General features: G+C 37.8%; 18 protein-coding genes and 1 riboswitch. Of the genes, 9 read left to right on the top strand and 9 right to left on the bottom strand.

All coding sequences use genetic code 11. The annotated features are described in order from the left end of the window. Positions 1–2: 2 nt before the first annotated feature. The 4 genes from ACFOUV_RS05520 to ACFOUV_RS05505 are packed head-to-tail and all read right to left on the bottom strand — an operon-like array spanning position 3 to position 4,028. Positions 3–182 (bottom strand): hypothetical protein, encoded by a 180-nt coding sequence (locus ACFOUV_RS05520; RefSeq protein WP_379495787.1) that lies wholly within the window; start codon positions 180–182, stop codon positions 3–5. Then, a complete protein-coding gene (locus ACFOUV_RS05515) occupies positions 183–1,364 on the bottom strand; it encodes a Ger(x)C family spore germination protein (protein ID WP_379495786.1) in 1,182 nt (393 codons plus the stop codon). Next, a complete protein-coding gene (locus tag ACFOUV_RS05510) occupies positions 1,354–2,463 on the bottom strand; it encodes a GerAB/ArcD/ProY family transporter (protein ID WP_379495785.1) in 1,110 nt (369 codons plus the stop codon). Before ACFOUV_RS05510 ends, ACFOUV_RS05515 begins: the two co-directional genes overlap by 11 nt. 5 nt (positions 2,464–2,468) lie before the next feature. After that, complete coding sequence (locus ACFOUV_RS05505) at positions 2,469–4,028, bottom strand: spore germination protein (protein ID WP_379495784.1); 1,560 nt, start codon at positions 4,026–4,028, stop codon at positions 2,469–2,471. A gap of 202 nt (positions 4,029–4,230) precedes the next feature. Here ACFOUV_RS05505 and ACFOUV_RS05500 point away from each other — a divergent pair, with 202 nt between their 5' ends. The 3 genes from ACFOUV_RS05500 (at position 4,231) to ACFOUV_RS05490 (ending at position 6,457) form a co-directional block, all read left to right on the top strand. After that, complete coding sequence (locus tag ACFOUV_RS05500) at positions 4,231–5,235, top strand: DUF3231 family protein (RefSeq protein ID WP_379495783.1); 1,005 nt, start codon at positions 4,231–4,233, stop codon at positions 5,233–5,235. A gap of 8 nt (positions 5,236–5,243) precedes the next feature. Continuing rightward, positions 5,244–5,732: a hypothetical protein gene (locus ACFOUV_RS05495; RefSeq protein ID WP_379495782.1), complete on the top strand. Its 489-nt coding sequence runs from the start codon at positions 5,244–5,246 to the stop codon at positions 5,730–5,732. Between the two features lie 104 nt (positions 5,733–5,836). Then, positions 5,837–6,457, top strand: a complete 621-nt coding sequence (locus ACFOUV_RS05490; protein ID WP_379495781.1) for a flavodoxin family protein — start codon at positions 5,837–5,839, stop codon at positions 6,455–6,457. 65 nt (positions 6,458–6,522) lie between these two features. Here the strand turns inward: ACFOUV_RS05490 and ACFOUV_RS05485 are convergent, their stop codons facing one another. Then, entirely contained in the window at positions 6,523–6,822 is a 300-nt protein-coding gene (locus ACFOUV_RS05485; RefSeq protein ID WP_379495780.1) for a hypothetical protein, read from the bottom strand. Positions 6,823–6,989: 167 nt separating this feature from the next. Between ACFOUV_RS05485 and ACFOUV_RS05480 the strand changes: the two genes are divergently transcribed. Further along, complete coding sequence (locus ACFOUV_RS05480; RefSeq protein ID WP_379495779.1) at positions 6,990–7,127, top strand: hypothetical protein; 138 nt, start codon at positions 6,990–6,992, stop codon at positions 7,125–7,127. A gap of 385 nt (positions 7,128–7,512) precedes the next feature. Here the strand turns inward: ACFOUV_RS05480 and ACFOUV_RS05475 are convergent, their stop codons facing one another. Beyond that, on the bottom strand, positions 7,513–8,025 hold the full coding sequence (locus ACFOUV_RS05475) for a methylated-DNA--[protein]-cysteine S-methyltransferase (protein ID WP_379495778.1): 513 nt from the start codon (positions 8,023–8,025) through the stop codon (positions 7,513–7,515). A gap of 297 nt (positions 8,026–8,322) precedes the next feature. Between ACFOUV_RS05475 and ACFOUV_RS05470 the strand changes: the two genes are divergently transcribed. Together ACFOUV_RS05470 and queC are read left to right on the top strand one after the other, a co-directional pair. Further along, on the top strand, positions 8,323–9,726 hold the full coding sequence (locus ACFOUV_RS05470; RefSeq protein ID WP_379495777.1) for a sodium/glutamate symporter: 1,404 nt from the start codon (positions 8,323–8,325) through the stop codon (positions 9,724–9,726). A gap of 89 nt (positions 9,727–9,815) precedes the next feature. Beyond that, a riboswitch (PreQ1 riboswitch) is annotated at positions 9,816–9,860 on the top strand. 83 nt (positions 9,861–9,943) lie between these two features. Then, positions 9,944–10,612: a 7-cyano-7-deazaguanine synthase QueC gene (gene queC, locus ACFOUV_RS05465; RefSeq protein ID WP_379495776.1), complete on the top strand. Its 669-nt coding sequence runs from the start codon at positions 9,944–9,946 to the stop codon at positions 10,610–10,612. Positions 10,613–10,899: 287 nt separating this feature from the next. Here the strand turns inward: queC and ACFOUV_RS05460 are convergent, their stop codons facing one another. Continuing rightward, complete coding sequence (locus ACFOUV_RS05460) at positions 10,900–11,352, bottom strand: OsmC family protein (protein WP_379495775.1); 453 nt, start codon at positions 11,350–11,352, stop codon at positions 10,900–10,902. 404 nt (positions 11,353–11,756) lie between these two features. Here ACFOUV_RS05460 and ACFOUV_RS05455 point away from each other — a divergent pair, with 404 nt between their 5' ends. Both ACFOUV_RS05455 and ACFOUV_RS05450 read left to right on the top strand, forming a co-directional pair. Further along, positions 11,757–12,104, top strand: a complete 348-nt coding sequence (locus ACFOUV_RS05455) for an alpha/beta fold hydrolase (protein WP_379495774.1) — start codon at positions 11,757–11,759, stop codon at positions 12,102–12,104. A gap of 45 nt (positions 12,105–12,149) precedes the next feature. Then, positions 12,150–12,539, top strand: a complete 390-nt coding sequence (locus ACFOUV_RS05450) for a hypothetical protein (RefSeq protein ID WP_379495773.1) — start codon at positions 12,150–12,152, stop codon at positions 12,537–12,539. Between the two features lie 122 nt (positions 12,540–12,661). Here ACFOUV_RS05450 and ACFOUV_RS05445 read toward each other — a convergent pair whose 3' ends face one another. Beyond that, on the bottom strand, positions 12,662–13,792 hold the full coding sequence (locus tag ACFOUV_RS05445; RefSeq protein WP_379495772.1) for an NADH-dependent flavin oxidoreductase: 1,131 nt from the start codon (positions 13,790–13,792) through the stop codon (positions 12,662–12,664). Positions 13,793–14,049: 257 nt separating this feature from the next. Then, on the bottom strand, positions 14,050–16,173 hold the full coding sequence (locus ACFOUV_RS05440; protein WP_379495771.1) for a glycoside hydrolase family 3 protein: 2,124 nt from the start codon (positions 16,171–16,173) through the stop codon (positions 14,050–14,052). Between the two features lie 233 nt (positions 16,174–16,406). Here ACFOUV_RS05440 and ACFOUV_RS05435 point away from each other — a divergent pair, with 233 nt between their 5' ends. After that, on the top strand, positions 16,407–16,976 hold the full coding sequence (locus ACFOUV_RS05435; RefSeq protein ID WP_379495770.1) for a DUF4256 domain-containing protein: 570 nt from the start codon (positions 16,407–16,409) through the stop codon (positions 16,974–16,976). Positions 16,977–17,129: the final 153 nt, after the last annotated feature.

The following is a 17,129-nucleotide window of genomic DNA, read 5'->3' as shown; positions in this document are numbered from 1 at the left end:
CACTACCCATCTGAAGAGGGTTGCTTTTTCGTTTCATTCATATCCTCCTTTTTCCATGGAGGATCTCCATCTTTATGCAACTTCTGATTTATCTTATACGTTACGTATGGTACAAAAAATGCCAAGAACGTGCATACAAAACCCAGCATGGTTGGTAATCTTTCCATTATCATATTCCACATTTATTGCCATCCTCCACCTTTCTTAATCCGAATGGAATTACCTGGTTCTTCAATTTTAGAAGTAACATTGATTTTTATATTACTTTTTGCAAAGTAATTTTCACCATAATCCCATTCCCCTTCAACCTCTTTCCATAAATCATAATGATGCATTCGAAGATACTCATCGAAAGTAAGCACATCAATTTGTAAATCATCTTTTACCTTTTTCGCACTATCCTCTGCTAATTTTTTGATTCTATCTTCTAATGCTTTTTCAAACTTCTTTAATTTTTCTTTTTTGTAAAAATCAATCGAACCAAAATACTCTGCAATTGAAGCGGTTATTTCAATATCTACTTGAAATTCCAGATTTTGTTTATTTTTATTCTTCAGCTTTATTTTACTGCTGCCTTCCTTAACAAGGAATGTCGCCTGATCCCCTTCTACATCAGCAGTGACGCTTCCTCGCTGATTCTCTCCAATAATAAGGTTCAGTCCTTTTGCCTCCTCACCTATGAGGGAACCCATCATTTGACCAGTATGCCCCTGAAAGACTGCAAGAGTCTCATAGTTGATACTATTATCCGAATAAAGCTTTATTTCTGGGAGAATATAACTTCTATTCGTCAATAGATGTTCCTGTATATCACCAACCCGAACTGGCTCTGTTGTTTCTGTAACTTGTGGGGTTTCTAAAAGCTCACCGATATATTGTGCTGGAATTTTTTCATGCTCCGTTTCGACTGCAAGGAGATCTTTCGCTTTTCCGTCCACAACAGCCATTAAAATTCCCCTGCGCATATTCGCCTGACGAATAAACACGTCCATAATATCTGCAAATAACCTTTCTTCTTTAGCAAGATCTTTAGATATGAGCACTAAATCCAGATGCTCTATATTTGTCTTACGATTGGCCTGTCTAGAAATTGCATTATTAATTTCATTAAGGCTTTCCCCTGTTTGAGTTAAGTTTCGGAATGCCTTCCCACTTCCTCCTCCTCCTGCCGTAGGTAAACCAGAGGGGACGACGAGTTGATTTGTCATTTCAAAACGCGTCTTTTCGCCTTGCTCGTCTGCCAAGTCAATGGAAATACCAGCAATGAATGCTCTATCTTCCAGTTCTTTCTCATCCCAACAACCTGCAAGCATTACTAAGAGCAACGTATATGTAAGAACTAAGAAAAATTTTCTATTTCCCACTTTGTTTCGCTCCTTTAACTATATACATTACCCATAACAAAATCATGACCATTCCTGATAATCCCCATCCAAAATATCCGATAAAGTCTCCAAATTTGCCTATTTCTATAAAATTTTGTGGAAGCCCCCCTATCAAGTAAATAATAGGGGACAATACAAATATGATTTTTAGTTTATTGATGTTCGGAAAGATTGAGTTTAATGCCAGCACGGCAACGTCAAATGCCATTGTCGTTGTAGTAAAGATCGCCATTATCCAGATAACAAAGAACACAGATTCTAACCGTTCAAAAAAACCACCTGGAATTTCGATTGATTTGGATAATTCGATAAAAGGAAAGCGAATATTAGCTGTTGTTATCTCACCAAATACAGCAATACACGTTAAATAAACAATAATATATAAAATCACCGCCCATGACATTCCTAAAGCTGCCATACTGGGTGCTTTTTCAGGCTCCCTTACCAACGAAATATAAAAAAACATGATACCGATTCCCGTATAAGAAAAGATACTTAGCATTGAACCTTGCATATATCCCTGTATATCCGTTTTAAATACAGGTAGTACATTTTTCACTTCCATATAACCGATTGAAAAAAAGACTAGGATTGCCGTAGTAAAAAAAATAATTGGCAAAAACAAGGCATTGAGACGGAATATTCCAGCACGAGAACCAGAAACCGCATATACGATAACAAGCAAAAAGGATAGAGCTATCAACTCATTTGGTGTACGTTCAAACAAATACTGATGTGCAATATTTGTTATCGCACGTACTTCAAAAGCAGCAACGAAGATCCCTTGGATAACGAACAAAAATGTTAAAATGACAGCCACTGGTTTTGTGACCAATGATGAAGCATAGGATAGGAAGGATTGACCTGGAAAATTTGCAGCTAATTTTACTATTGCCCATACAAATATAACCGCTATGATCCCAGCCAAAAGAATGGAAACCCACCCATCTGATGAGATTGTTAATTCAGCAAGTCTTCTTGGGAATACGAGTATTCCAATTGCGATTGTCATCGAAGGAACAGCAATCATGATATCTCGTGTTCTAATTTTTTCATCACCATATTTGAAATTATTCATGTGTGCTATTCCTTCCTTTTTGCAGGCTTCGGATCCTTTGACTGGTTATCCATCGTTTTTAGATAAGTTGGTCGCTTCGTTAACTTTGTAATCGGAGCACGGAGGACGAGATCCTTCCAGTCATTAATAAAGAACGGCGCAAAAGGGGCTGAGTAAGGTACACCAATACTTTTCAAATTTACAAGATGGATGTTTAGCGCAATATAAATTAGGATAATTCCATATAAGCCAAATATCGAAGCAGCGATCATAAAGGCAAAACGTAAACCCCGAAAAGTAATCGTTACACTGTAGGATGGAACACTAAAGGATGCAATCGCTGTTAGTGCTGTAACAATAACCATGATAGGACTAACAACACCTGCACTAACTGCTGCTTCCCCGATGACTAGCCCGCCTACAATACCAATTGTTTGTCCAATGACCTTTGGTAACCGAACCCCTGCCTCATGCAAGATTTCAAATGTTATTGCCATTATAATTGCTTCAATTGCTGCTGGAAAGGGCACCCCCTCTCTCGATGCTGCAATCGAATAGGTAAGTGTACTAGGAACCATACCCGGATGAAAGGAAACAAGAGCAATATAAATGGCAGGTAAAAATACAGCAAGAAAAGCGGATAGATAACGTAATATTCTCAGAAAACTTGCTGCAATCCAACGTTGGTTATAATCTTCCACGGAAAGCATCGCATCTCCAATATTCATTGGGGCAACTAGAGCAAATGGACTTCCATCAACCAAAATCGCTACCTTTCCCTGTACTAAACTAGCAGATACTTTATCTGGCCGCTCCGTATCCAATAATTGTGGAAAAGGAGACAAAAAACTATCTTCAATCCATTGTTCGACATATGCCGAATCAGAAAGATAATCAATATCAATGGTTTCCAGTCTACGATTGATTTCATTAACGATCTCCGGATTCGTAATTCCCTCAATATAGCTGATCATTACTTTTTGTTTGGAACGTTTCCCTACTTCATGTGTCTGAAATCGCAAATTGGGGTCTTTAATATCACGGCGAATTAAGGAGACATTTGTTTGAATATTTTCTACGAATCCATCCCTTGGACCGCGAATTAACGTTTCCGATTGTGGTTCTTCAATCGAACGAGCCTCACCACCTGCAGTCCCCATGATTAAGGCAGTGTCTATTCCATCTAAATAGAATGCTGTACTCCCATTTAAAATACCAACAGAAACCTCATTAAGTGTATTTGTTTTTTTTATATCTGTTACTGCAATCACTTCTTGATAAACTTTATCCAGTACATTGGATTCAAACTGTTTCAGATTAAGTTGAATCGTCTTTAAAATATTATTGTTAATTAGATTTCCATCTGTTATTCCACTAATGTATACAATTGCCGCCCTTGTTTCTATGCCACCTAGTATTAGTTCACGAACGACTAAATCGTCCGGGTTTCCAAGCACTTGCTTTAGGTTTTTAAGATTATCATCCAGGTTTTTGGTTATTTTCGGTTGGAATACAGTTTGCTGTGCTGATTGATTACTGTTACTTTGCTTTTTCTTCTTCATTCGATTAAAAAGAGATCTTGCCATTTAATCCCCTCAATTACATAAAATAGATTCTCCCCTTTTCTTTCCCATAGTAGGTAAATTTTATGCAAAGGAGTTGTAGGATGAAGATGTATTCCCAGCTTAGTCCAGGTACAAATTAAATAAAAAAGGAATAATCACATCGTTAATTAGCATCCTAAGTACCAATCAGTAAATAATAATAAAACGAAAGGATTATGCAGCTATGAAAAGTCAAAACTCTATTGAGTTAACTGCAGCAGAAGTCTCCGCGCTTTGGATTTCCTATCAAAGTAACACCATGGGCTTATGTGGGTTAAGACACTTTTTACGTCATGTAAAAGATGAGCAAATTAAAGGGATCTTAGAAAAGGCATTAACCATAACGAAGCAGAACATAGAAAAAGAAACAACGTTTTTTAAACAGGAAGGATATGTCATTCCACAAGGGTTTACCGAACATGATGTCATTGATGGTGCACCTAAATTATTTTCTGATAAACTTTATCTTGAATACATTTTGAATATCACTAATATATCTCTTAATATGTATTCAGCATCGCTCACAGCCGCAGCACGAACAGATGTAATCGACTATTTTTCTACCAATTTAATCGGGACTCAAGAACTACACAAACTATCAAAGGAGTTAGCTAAAGAAAAAGGTGTCTATTTGCGTGGTCCACTAATTCCAAAACAGAAACAGATTGACTTCGTAAAGAAACAAAGCTTTTTGGCTGGATGGTTTGCAGAACGTAGACCGCTACTAGGCGTTGAGATTGCTAATCTCGTGCTTAATGCAAAACAGAATGCGTTAGGACAAGCTGTTATTACCGGATTTAGTCAAGTAGCACAATCAAAAGAAGTGAGACGCTTCTTCGAACGGGGAAGAGATATATCTGGTAAACATGTTGAAATTTTCGAATCGATACTAAATGATGACTATTTATCTGATGGAGCTTATTTACTGACATCAGAAGTAACTGATTCTACCACCCCTCCCTTTTCCGATAAGCTTATGTTGTTCTTGGTTTCAATGCTAATCGGATATGGAATAGGGCAGTATGGTGTTTCCATGTCTGTAAGTCCCCGGCGAGATTTGGGTGCTCACTATACACGTCTAATCGCTGAAATAGCCCAATACGCAGAAGATGGTGCAAACATTATGATTAACAATGGGTGGATGGAGCAACCGCCAATGGCAGCTGATCGAAAAGAACTAGCGAACTAGGTACGCCAATGGAGACAAAAGTAAATCTAAAAAGCAAAAGATTAGAAGCAATACTATGGAGCATTGCTCTGCCGGGATTCGCTCAGTTATTACATCGTAATTATGTAAAAGGCTTTCTGTTTATTGGATTGGAAATATTAATTAATGTGATGGGAAATTTCAATACGATTATTGTTTTAAGTTTTAATTTAAAGATTGAAGAAGCAATCGCACAAACGAATTATTTATGGTTAATGTTTTATCCATGTTTATATTTTTTTGCGATTTGGGATGCTTATAAAGATGCGGGTGGTGGAGATAAGCCTTTTGCTTATTTGCCACTCGTCTTTTCTGCCTATTTTGTCACCTTAGGGTTAATTTTCTCACCTGGCTTCACCATTTTTGGAAATTTAATCGGACCGATGTGGCTACCGATACTTTTTTTACCAATTGGTTTAGCGATTGGCGTACTTATACGTAGTATCCTATTTAAAATATACACAAACGAAACTGGATAATTAGCTCTCGATAATAATTAATCGAGGGCTATTAAATTTTTTTTTGCATACTTAAATGAATTTCCGGGAAGAGGCACTACATACCATGAAAAGGAGTGTTATTCTTGGAAAATCTAAAAGCTTTAGTCTTAAATTGCTCCCTGAAAAAATCAGATGAACAATCAAACACAGATGCACTGCTAAAAGATTTCACCAATGTTTTCGATAATAAACAGGTGAAGTCGGAGACCATTCGCATCGCGGATTACCATGTAGCATATGGAATTGCCGATGATATGGGTAACGGTGATGAGTGGCCGAAAATACTGGAAAAAGTGAAGCAAGCAGATATATTAATACTTGCTTCTCCTGTATGGCTCGGTGAAAAAAGCAGTGTATCCAAAAAAGTATTGGAACGTTTGAATGGTTCAAGCAGTGAGACAAATGAAAAAGGTCAACCGATTTTTTATAATAAAGTTGCTGGTGCTGTTGTTACCGGAAATGAAGATGGTGCGAAAAATGCAGCTGGCGATCTTATCTTTGGACTAGCGCAACTCGGATTCGCTATCCCGCCAAATCCGATTGCATATTGGGTCGGAGATGCTGGCCCAGGACCTTCCTATATAGAAGCAGAAGGATACAAAAATGAATTTACACAATCAAATGTTCAAATGGCAAGTCACAACCTCGTACATTTAGCTAAAATATTTCAGAAGCAACCCATACCTGCTGAAGGAAATAGTTAAGGATGATTAAAAACCTCTCACAATCAAAAAGTGAGAGGTTTTATTCGTGTTTATGATGATTATTTTTAAATGGGCTTTAATACGAAAGCATTCACTTCTGGTTCTACAAACAAGCACAATTCCGTTTCCGTGCTAATATTTAATATTCTCCTGAACTCTGCTGGAATTGTAACAGTTCCATGAGGCGAAATATACCGTTGATTCTCTGTTGTTTCATTTTTAAAGTGACATATCCATATTTCCTTTTTCTCCAAACGGATTTCAACCAATTCTCCACAATCAAATCCAAGTTCCATTCTCCACTTTTTTGGGAGATTAATTAGTCCATGGTTATTGATTGTTTTACATTTATGAAGGGCATACATATTAATCACCTCAATAGTATGTATTTACCTTCTATCAAAAAAGAAAACCTGTTTTGACAACACATTGTTTATATGGTTAAAACATATGAATCTACCTATGTTTGTGTTCTATTAAATTAGGTTATTAACATTATATAAGTAATAATTAATAGTTCGGAGGTGAAAGTATGACAACTGATAACAATAAACATAACCATAATGAAGATTCACTTGAACAAAAAGTTAAGGAAAAAGACCCCGCACAGGATATTGAACCACAAAAGGAAGGTGATACTAAGCCGAAGCAGAGTAAAGATGGTAAATAGGTTTTCTTTGAACAACAAAGAGACTGGGACAAAAGTGTTTTAACCAAAGTAAAATCCGAACATAGTTGGTGCATATATACCGCTACGGAAATACACTACGCTTTCCGCGGGCGCTGCTGAGCCTACTCCGAGCTATCGCTCTACGTAGTCTCACCTAGGCTTTTCATCCCGCAGGAGTCTCCGTGTATTTCCTTCGCTATTATGGCGAAATGTTCGGCTTTGAGTTAAACACTTTAGTTATGTCCCAGGCTCTTTCCCTAAAGGGATAAGCATAATGAAAGATTCAGATGCCAATTACAATATTGTATGGCAAAAGGGGACTTGTCCTGTACTGACCAGTAAAAAAAGTGGACAAATGAGCTTCCAACAAGTCCTGTTGAAAGCTCTATTTTTCTAGTTGCAGCAATCTCTCTTTCATAGGAATACCTCCGCGATAACCTGCTATCCTCCCACTTTTACTGATTACACGGTGGCACGGTACAACAATCAATACAGGATTTGCTCCGATTGCCGTTCCCACTGCTCTTACAGAAGTTGGTCTGTTAATTTGTTCGGCGATGTCGGAATACGATGTTGTCTCACCAAATGGAATCTTCTGAAGCTCATCCCACACAGCAGTTTGAAATTCAGTTCCAATTAAATCTATCGGCAAATCAAATATTTTCCGTTTGCCCCTTACGTATTCTACTAATTGTTCCTTATAGATTAGTACTTTATTTAAGTCCTCTATCAAAAAAGCCTTTGGTCTGCGTCTTTCAAACCAACTTTTCATTTCATCGTAACCCGCTTCTTGTGATCCAACGAAGCAAAGACCTTTCTCCGTTGCAGCAATATAAATAGTCCAGCCATCCATGGATAGCTGATTATAGTATATCGTTTCCTTTTGATGAACATTCAAGATTACACCCCCCTTCTGGTTCTATTTATATAACATTATGTTAAACGACTGAGCCAATGAATGAAAGCCAGGAGCAGGTGCACGCGGGACGCAGGGACAGGTTCCTTGTCCCGCATAGTCATGGGTATTCCGGGACAAGTTTCCTGTCCCCATGTCCCCTTGGCAAAGTCATTTGTATCCCCGTCACAAGTTTCCTGTCTCTAAAATAATTCATATCATTTATCAACTGCTTTAGTTTGAACAGGAAAAATACAGGGAAGAAAAAATTAATTATATTTCTAGAAAGGAAGTAGTAAGATGACCCCAAATGAGATTGGATTTGCCCTTTTATACCTTGGATTATTTCTTTTACTGGGGAAATGGATTAGAATTCGTGTGAAATGGTTGCAGAATTTATTTTTACCCTCCTCCGTCATCGGTGGATTTATTGCGTTGCTTGTTGGTCCACAAGTTCTTGGAAGAATAGTAGAACCTTACATAGGAGACCAGTCATTTTGGTCAAACGGGCTTATGTTTCCAGCTGCGACAGAAGTATGGAGTGAACTGCCCGGATTGATGATCAATGTTGTATTTGCAACCTTGTTCTTAGGAACCATCCTTCCAAATCTTTCAAAAATATGGCGGGTTGGTGGGCCACAGCTTGCTTTTGGCTGGACACTTGGCTGGGGTCAATATGTAGTCGGTATCCTGTTGGCAATGCTCGTGTTGACACCATTCTTTGATATGCCACCCATTGTCGGGGCCTTGATTGAAGTATCTTTTGAAGGCGGTCATGGCACAGCCGCAGGACTACAGGGGACATTTGAAGAAATGGGATATCCAGAAGCCTATGACTTGGCTGTCGGATTAGCAACGGTTGGTATTCTATCAGGGGTTATAATAGGAATTATCATCATTAACTGGGGAATACGCAAAAAGAAAACAGAAATCATTAGAGATGTTGAAGAATTTTCCTCCTTAAAAAAGGCGGGAATTGTGGAATTTGAGAATAGAGAGCCTGCAGCAAAAATGACGGTTCGTCCGGAATCAATCGAGCCACTTTCCTTTCATTTTGCAATGGTTGCCTTGGCAATTATCGTAGGGTATATTTTACTTCAATCGTTCGTAAGGATCGAGGCAACCGTCTTCGGTTCCGATTTAATGACCTATGTTCCATTATTCCCTTTTGCAATGATTGGAGGAATAATCGTACAACTATTCTTAAACAAAGTAGACAATGCATATCTAGTCGATCGACAAATGATTAGTCGTATTCAGGGGTTTTCATTAGATATTCTAATATTAGCAGCGATAGGAACGGTGTCACTAGATGTTATTGGAGACAACTTCATTCCATTTCTTCTAATTGCGATTACCGGTATTGCATGGAATGTGATTGGATTCTTTGTCCTCGCTCCAAGAATGATACCTACGTATTGGCTGGAAAGAGGAATCGGTGATTTTGGTCAATCGATGGGGATTACCGCGACTGGTTTACTCTTGATGCGTGTTGCCGATCCTAAAGCCGAATCTCCAGCTTTTGAAGGCTTCGGCTATAAACAGCTCGCTTTTGAGCCATTCCTTGGTGGAGGATTAGTAACCGCATTATCTGTTCCACTAATCTTTCAATTCGGCCCGATCCCATTCTTTACTTTCGCGGCAATCATGTGTGTAATTGGTTTGCTCGTTGGTTTACTTTATTTTGGTAAGAAGAAAAATTAAAGTTAAAGGGCCATAGTAGATGAATATGGCTCTTTTTATGAAAGAAATGCTATAATAAAAGGAAATATTTTTAAAAAGTCTGCACTATTGCAGGAGAGGTTCTAGCTACACCCTCTATAAAAAACTAAGGATGGAACTGTACCTTCCTTATCGGTATGGTTTTTTTATTCGGGTGAGTAGAATTCTCTTTTTATATTATGAAAGGGGAATTTTTTTTATGGAAAAAAATAATAAAGCTGTCGTCGTATTCAGTGGTGGTCAGGATAGTACCACCTGTTTATTCTGGGCTTTGAAAAAGTATGATCACGTAGAAGTGGTGACATTTGATTACAATCAACGCCATAAAGAAGAAATCGAAGTAGCAAAGGAAATTGCTGCTGACTTGAAAGTACGACATCATGTTTTGGATATATCGCTTTTAAGTCAATTGGCTCCAAATGCGTTAACACGTGAGGAAATCGAAGTAAAAGATGGGGAGAATGGGGACCTTCCTTCCACCTTTGTCCCCGGACGTAATCTGCTCTTTCTGTCATTTGCAACTATCTTGGCAAAACAGATTGGAGCGAAGCATATCATTACCGGGGTTTGTGAAACCGACTTTAGCGGTTACCCGGACTGCCGTGATGTTTTTGTTAAATCACTAAACGTAACACTGAATTTATCGATGGATGATTCGTTTGTTATTCATACGCCATTAATGTGGCTGGATAAGGCAGAAACCTGGGAACTTTCCGACCAGCTTGGTGCCTTTAACTATGTTCGCGAGAAAACAATTACCTGTTATCACGGAATTCGTGGCGGGGGATGTGGGGAGTGTCCTTCATGTAAGCTGCGAAAAAATGGGCTCGATATGTATCTGCAACAAATAAACAAGGGGAACTCCTGATGTTAAACAAACTCAGAAAAAAGTTTTTCATAAATCTGATGAATGACCATACTAAGCAAAGTTACATGAGAATGGTCACTCATAGAGCTGGGGAACGGCTAAATACAGCAAAAAATGCAGTAAAATTGTAGGAAGGAAACCCAATGAACTTGTTTATGGATGGAAGAATATTAAAGGTGTTTTTGAAAAGTAATTTATCTTTATTGAAACTTACGCAAGAGTAAAATAAGGAACTATCAATTGATAGTTCCTTATTTCACTAAAGAAGCAGCCTCCACCTATCCATTCTATTTAACTGGGTTTTCTATTACTACTTTTGAAGAGGATAGATTTACCTGATTTGCAATGGTATCTCCAACAGGGCAATGGGCTTCAATAAATTCCTTATATGCCTGTATTTTCTCATCAGGAGCATTTGTTTCAATATGGAACGTATAACGAATATTGGAAAAGCCTGGTCGTACATCCGATTTACCAAAGAAACCATCCAGATCAATATCACCATCTAATTCGACCCAAAAGTTTTGAAGATCAACCTCAAACTTTTCAGCATAAGTTCTAGCAACAATGGATTGGCATGCACCTAATGAAGAAAGTAGCAGCTCTACTGGATTCATCCCTTGATCTGTACCACCTAAATTCTTAGGTTCATCTATTATAACTTTATGACCTCTAGCTTCAGCTTCCACTAACACATTTTCCTTTAATACTGTTTTCGCACTCACTGTTGTAATTGCCATTAAAAATCTCTCCTTTTTCATATGGTAATTTATATTAATTAGAGACCCTTCTCATTAACGAAAGGGTTAACAAAATATATTTGCTTTTGCTAGTAACTTTCATCTGCGGAATCTTTTAATACATATTATTTACATCGGAATTATTATATATAATATCACATTATTTTAAATAGTCAATACACTAAATATTTTTAATTTATAAATAGACAATAATTGTTAAAATCAAGAGTTTTGACTGCAAATTATCTCACTTAAATATTGGTGCAAGCGTTGTATTACAAAACGTAAGTATATTTCTTCGGGGGATGTTTTTGAATATTATGTTATTATGAAATTGGCGTTATTTAACTATCTGGCAGCCATTATTGGAAGAAGTAAGTATTTTTTAATTAGGGGGAGATATGGTGAATCGTTTTAAAGTTTATGGATCTATAGATAGTGATAAAACAATTATCGCCCTGCCAGCACTAGGTGAAAGAAAAGAGATATATGAATCTTTATCATGGTATTTAAAGGAATATAAAATTATTGCAATAGATTTACCTGGACATAATCAAACTGAGCAAGTAGATAATTCTATTTCCTCATTTGTATTAGAAATTGAAAACATTTTAAAAAAATTAATGGTTTCTTCCGCTCATTTCATCGGAAATTCTATTGGCGGTTGGATTATACAAGCTTTTTATTCTAAATTTCCTCACTATGTAGAATCATTGACATTGTTAGATGGTGGTTACTATTTCCTCGGATAAAGAGAAGAAAATGGGGAAGAAGTTCAATTACCAGTCATTGAACGTTTGGAAGATCTCGAAAAAGCGATAATTGAAACTACTGATTCTATGGAAAGTCTAGCAGAAGAAGAACGTGATCATTTGAATTCTTATCTGCAAAAGAACTTCGTGTTAAAGGAAGATTTATACATACATCATAGTAACGAAAAAGCATTAAATTCTTTATCAAAAGAAGTAATAATAACTGACTATTGCTTGAAACAAAAAATGGAAAAGCCCTTTTCGTTGCTCCTAGCAGAACACAGTATGGATGAATTTAGTAAAGAAAAAGTAGAAGTTTTTAAGCAGCTTCATACGAATTTATCTGTCATCCCAATTCCAAGCGGATATCATTTCTTACCAATCACAAATCCAATACAGGTGGCTAATACTTTAAGAAAAACATATACTTACTAATTGACTAAGCGGTTCCGTTTCCTAACCAATCGCTCCTTTATATAGCATGATAGCATTAATGAAAATTAAGGCTTAGAGAATTTAGTTCTCTAAGCCTTTTTATTATATTTATATTTGGAAGGTTATTCCACCCCAGGAACCCAGCCTGGGACAGATGTAATGACTTTCCAAAATGGATCTGGAAAACCCAATGCTTCCTTACCATCCAAATCAAGAGTCGTATTAATATCTGCTTCATTCCCACTTTCGATCTTCTGTACCCATTCTGGATCGATTAGAAGCTCCCTGCCAAGTCCAACAAATTCGATTCCTGTCTTCATCGCTTCCGCTACGTCATCTGCTGTATAGAGCGACCCGACTCCAACAAGCGGCACCCGTTTATTGATTGTCTCCAAAAGTAATTCGATACGTGTTCTTGATGTATCGGCTTCTCTTCTTGCCTTAGACCAGAAGTACTGCAATGATACATGAAGATAATCAAGTCCTTTATCTGCCAGTACATCAACCAACTTTAGTGTATCTCCCATCGTAATACCAGGGGTTTCCGGTTCTTCAGGGGAAAAGCGGTAACCAACAATAAATGGCTCTTTCGCATATTCTTTCACAGCATGTTGTACTTTATCAATAACAGCTAACGGAAATGTCATTCGTTTTTCTATAGTACCACCGTATTGATCTTCTCGTCTGTTGGCATGTGGAGAAAAGAATTGCTGGATCAAGTATCCATTTGCACCATGAATTTCAACACCATCGAATCCAGCTTCAATCGCTCTACACGTCGCCTGGCCGAACGCTTCAATAATTTCCTCGATCTCTATCACCGTTAATTTTCTTGGTACTACTCCAAGAGTTCCCGCGCGTTCAGCAGGAATATTACTTGGTGCTGTGACATCTCCATTTGGAACTTGGTCAGATGGACTCATTCTTCCAGCATGAAAAATTTGTAAAATTGCCTTCGCACCCTGACGCTTAATGCTATTAGCAAGTTTAGCTAAACTAGGTATTAATTCGTCACGATCACAACCAATCTCACCAGGAAACCCCTTCCCACCTGGTGTGATATTTGCAACTGCTGTAATAACAGCACCCACACCTTTCGCTCGTCGGGTATAGTATGCTATTTCTGCATCGGTCACAGTGCCATCTGGATTGGATGAATAATTTGTCATCGGTGCCATCATCATTCTATTTTTTATTTCGATTCCATTTGGTAATTGATAAGGCTCAAGTAGCGCTGCATATTTAGTTTTCATGATTTTCCTCCAATATATGATAATTAGGTTTTACCTATTTTAAATGAACGTTCAATTAGGATAGCACCTTTTCTAAGTGTATGGAAATAAAATGAACTACTTTAAAAAGCAATAATTCTCCAACTTATTTTGTCCAAATAGATGTATTTTTTTCAACTTGAATAAACCTGTCTGCTTCTATGAAAAAAGGAGGTCATTACTCAGGTCTAACAATCTGAGTAATGACCTCTTATAAATTTAAAAATTGTTCTACTTCATTAATACCTTAATCCGTGTCCTAGTGTATAAACGTTTCCGTCACTATCTTTATATGCATAGCTAAGTCCTTCAGGCATATACTTGTCTTTATCATAGCCTGGTACATCATTTCTGGACACACTTTCACCATTCTGATAAACAGCAATTACTTGTTCACTTGCTGGTAGTGTCATTGGAAGAACACCTACTGGTTTGCTATTGCCTGCGATAACTTCAAACTGTGCATTATAGAAAGTATCGTATCCAGCAATTAATGCATCTGCAAGTGGTTCCACGTTTCCAAGAAGCCATGGTAATGTCACATTCACACTGACAACCACTTTACCACTGCGACTACGAACATTGTCTGCCACTTCTTTTAGACGATTGATACCTGTTATGGTAGTTTCCTGATACAATGAACCATCCAAAGCGGATACTACTTTATCCTGACAAATATCAAGTTCTAATAGTCCTGGTGTCGCATTGAAGTAAGAACCAGATTTTGGATGTAAGAACATAATCGCTACGTCAGCTTCTTCATAGTTATCGGTCAACGTAAACTGGCCAAGCTCAAGACATTCTTTTCTTGCCTTTTCCGTGTATGCTGTTGCACGTTCTTCTTCCTTGTGTAATACTTCCACGTAAACTTTCTTACCGTTAAGCTTTTCAGCTGTTAATGGTAATGTCTCGTTTTGATTTTTAAGAATGGTTACAGATTTTTTATGGCCCTCATATGCAGCATCCCAATTCGCTTTGTTACTAACTACAGTTGTAGCCGATTCTGGTGAATTATACGTACGATCATCGAAAAGACCTAACGTAAACATTTCTGTAAGCAGTCGCTCATTCGCTTCATTAATACGGTTTTCACTAATCCATCCTTTGCTGATGGCTAGTTTAAGATTCTCAATATCATTTGTATCCGCAACAATATCTGTTCCAGCATTGACTGCTTTAGCAAAACGCTCGGCCTCACTCAAGCTTTCAACGCCCCAGCTCATATTATTGATAATACCGCTGTCACTATTGATATAGCCTTTGAATCCAAGTTTTTCCCTAAGAATATGATTGATGAAATAATGATTAAATGTGAAGCCTACCTCTTCGAACGGAATGTCTTTCCCCTCGAACTCCTGTACCACACTCTTCTTAATACTTGGAATAGAATAATATGGCATGATGGACGATGTTCCATGTTCTACTGCTGCTCTAAATGGTGGTAAGTGATACTTCTCTAAGCTACCTGGAGTTGGGTATAGATTCCACTTTCCTTCTTCATAATGTGGGTCAAATCCATTTTCCCTTGCTCCGCCACCAGGAAAATGCTTCGTTGTCATTGCGATACTATCTTTCCCTAACGCTTTACCTTGGAATCCATCAATCAAGCGACCAATTGCATCAGAAATAAATTCCGGATCTTCTCCAAACGTACCGTACGTCCGCTGCCATCTTGGATCTGTAACGGTGTCTGCCATATACATATAGCCTTTTCTAATTCCCGTAGCATCCCACTCCGCGCGAGCAATTTTAGCAAATTCGCTAATAAGTGATGCATCTCCACCATCTTTAATTTCTCCCTGTGCTGCAGCTGCGAGTCCTAAGGTTCCAGGCCATGTGGAGAAAATTCCACCAGCATCATTCATACCAAAAATAGGTTCTGCATTTTCATTTCTTGAATTTGATGCAATCAAAACAGGAATACCTAAACGGGCCCCTTCAGCAACTTCATTCATTTTATTAATCCACTCTGCCATTTCAGCCGGGCTAAAGTTGTCTCTTAAAATGAAATGTCTTAACTTTCTATTTTCAATCGTATGTGTTGTGCCGTATACTTTTGATGTGGCAAAGATACTTTCTCCTTTTTCTACAATCGCTTCATCTAACACACCATCATGACTTGTCTTTTTCTTGTCCTCTTGAGAAAGTCCCATCTTACGCGAGTTAATGAGCATCATACCGATCTTCTCATCGATATTCATTAAGGAAACAAGGTTTTCTGCACGCTCTTTTGGGCTAAGGCGCCAATCTTCATATGGATCCAGTTTCCCGTCTCCATTCAAATCTTTAAATTTCAGACCATCTACTTCAATGAGTTTCTTTGTTTTGACTTCTAATTCTGGTTGCTTGTTACTATATTCCACTTTATTGCCTCCTCTATATACTATCTATTGTTTGCGCTTTCTTTTATTTAACACTACTATTATAACAGTAAAATGACTAAAATGTGTAATAATTTGTTGGGTAGATAAACAAATTTATCTACTCCTATATTTTATAGTATCCTGAATTCACACTATTATTTAAACGATCGATTTAAAACAAATATTCATATATACTTAAACCATTAAACTAAAAAAATAAGGGGGAAATGAATGTGACAAGCAGCAATAAAAAGGAGTTATCACCAGAACAACGTGAAGAATTAATAAGTGCATTGAAAGCTCGTTTTGAGAAAAACATGAATCGCCACGAGGAACTTGAATGGGCTAAAGTCGAAGCAAAGCTGATTGCTAATCCTGATAAACTATGGTCCCTCCATGAAATGGAAAGAACTGGTGGTGAACCGGATGTTGCAGATCATGATGAAAAGAAGGACGAATACATCTTTTATGATTGTTCAGCGGAAAGCCCTAAAGGTCGCAGAAGTGTTTGTTACGACCGTGCTGGGCTAGAGTCAAGGAAAAAACATAAACCAGAAAATAATGCGATAGATATGGCAACGGACATGGGGATTGAGCTTTTAACGGAAGAACAATATCGATCGTTGCAGGAGCTTGAAAATTTTGATATGAAAACCTCGAGTTGGGTGCAAACACCGTCTGACATTAGAGACCTTGGCGGAGCTCTGTTTTGCGATTATCGTTTCGGGCATGTCTTCCTGTACCACAATGGCGCGTCCTCTTACTATGGTGTCAGAGGGTTCCGCGGCTCGCTGAGGGTGTAAATTTCGCAAAGATAGCTACGTTTGAATTCGAGAACGAACACCTAGAGAAAGGCTTAAATTTCTTTGTTCAACGATCCGGACACTTATGTTTAATGCATAATAAAAGTACAGAGTATTGCAACCAAAATGTTAGAAGGTTGCACAAATAAAAAA

The sequence above is a fragment of the Oceanobacillus longus genome (assembly GCF_042650085.1).
Classification (GTDB): Bacteria; Bacillota; Bacilli; order Bacillales; family Amphibacillaceae; genus Oceanobacillus; species Oceanobacillus longus.
This window is presented reverse-complemented; position numbering and strand designations above follow the sequence as displayed.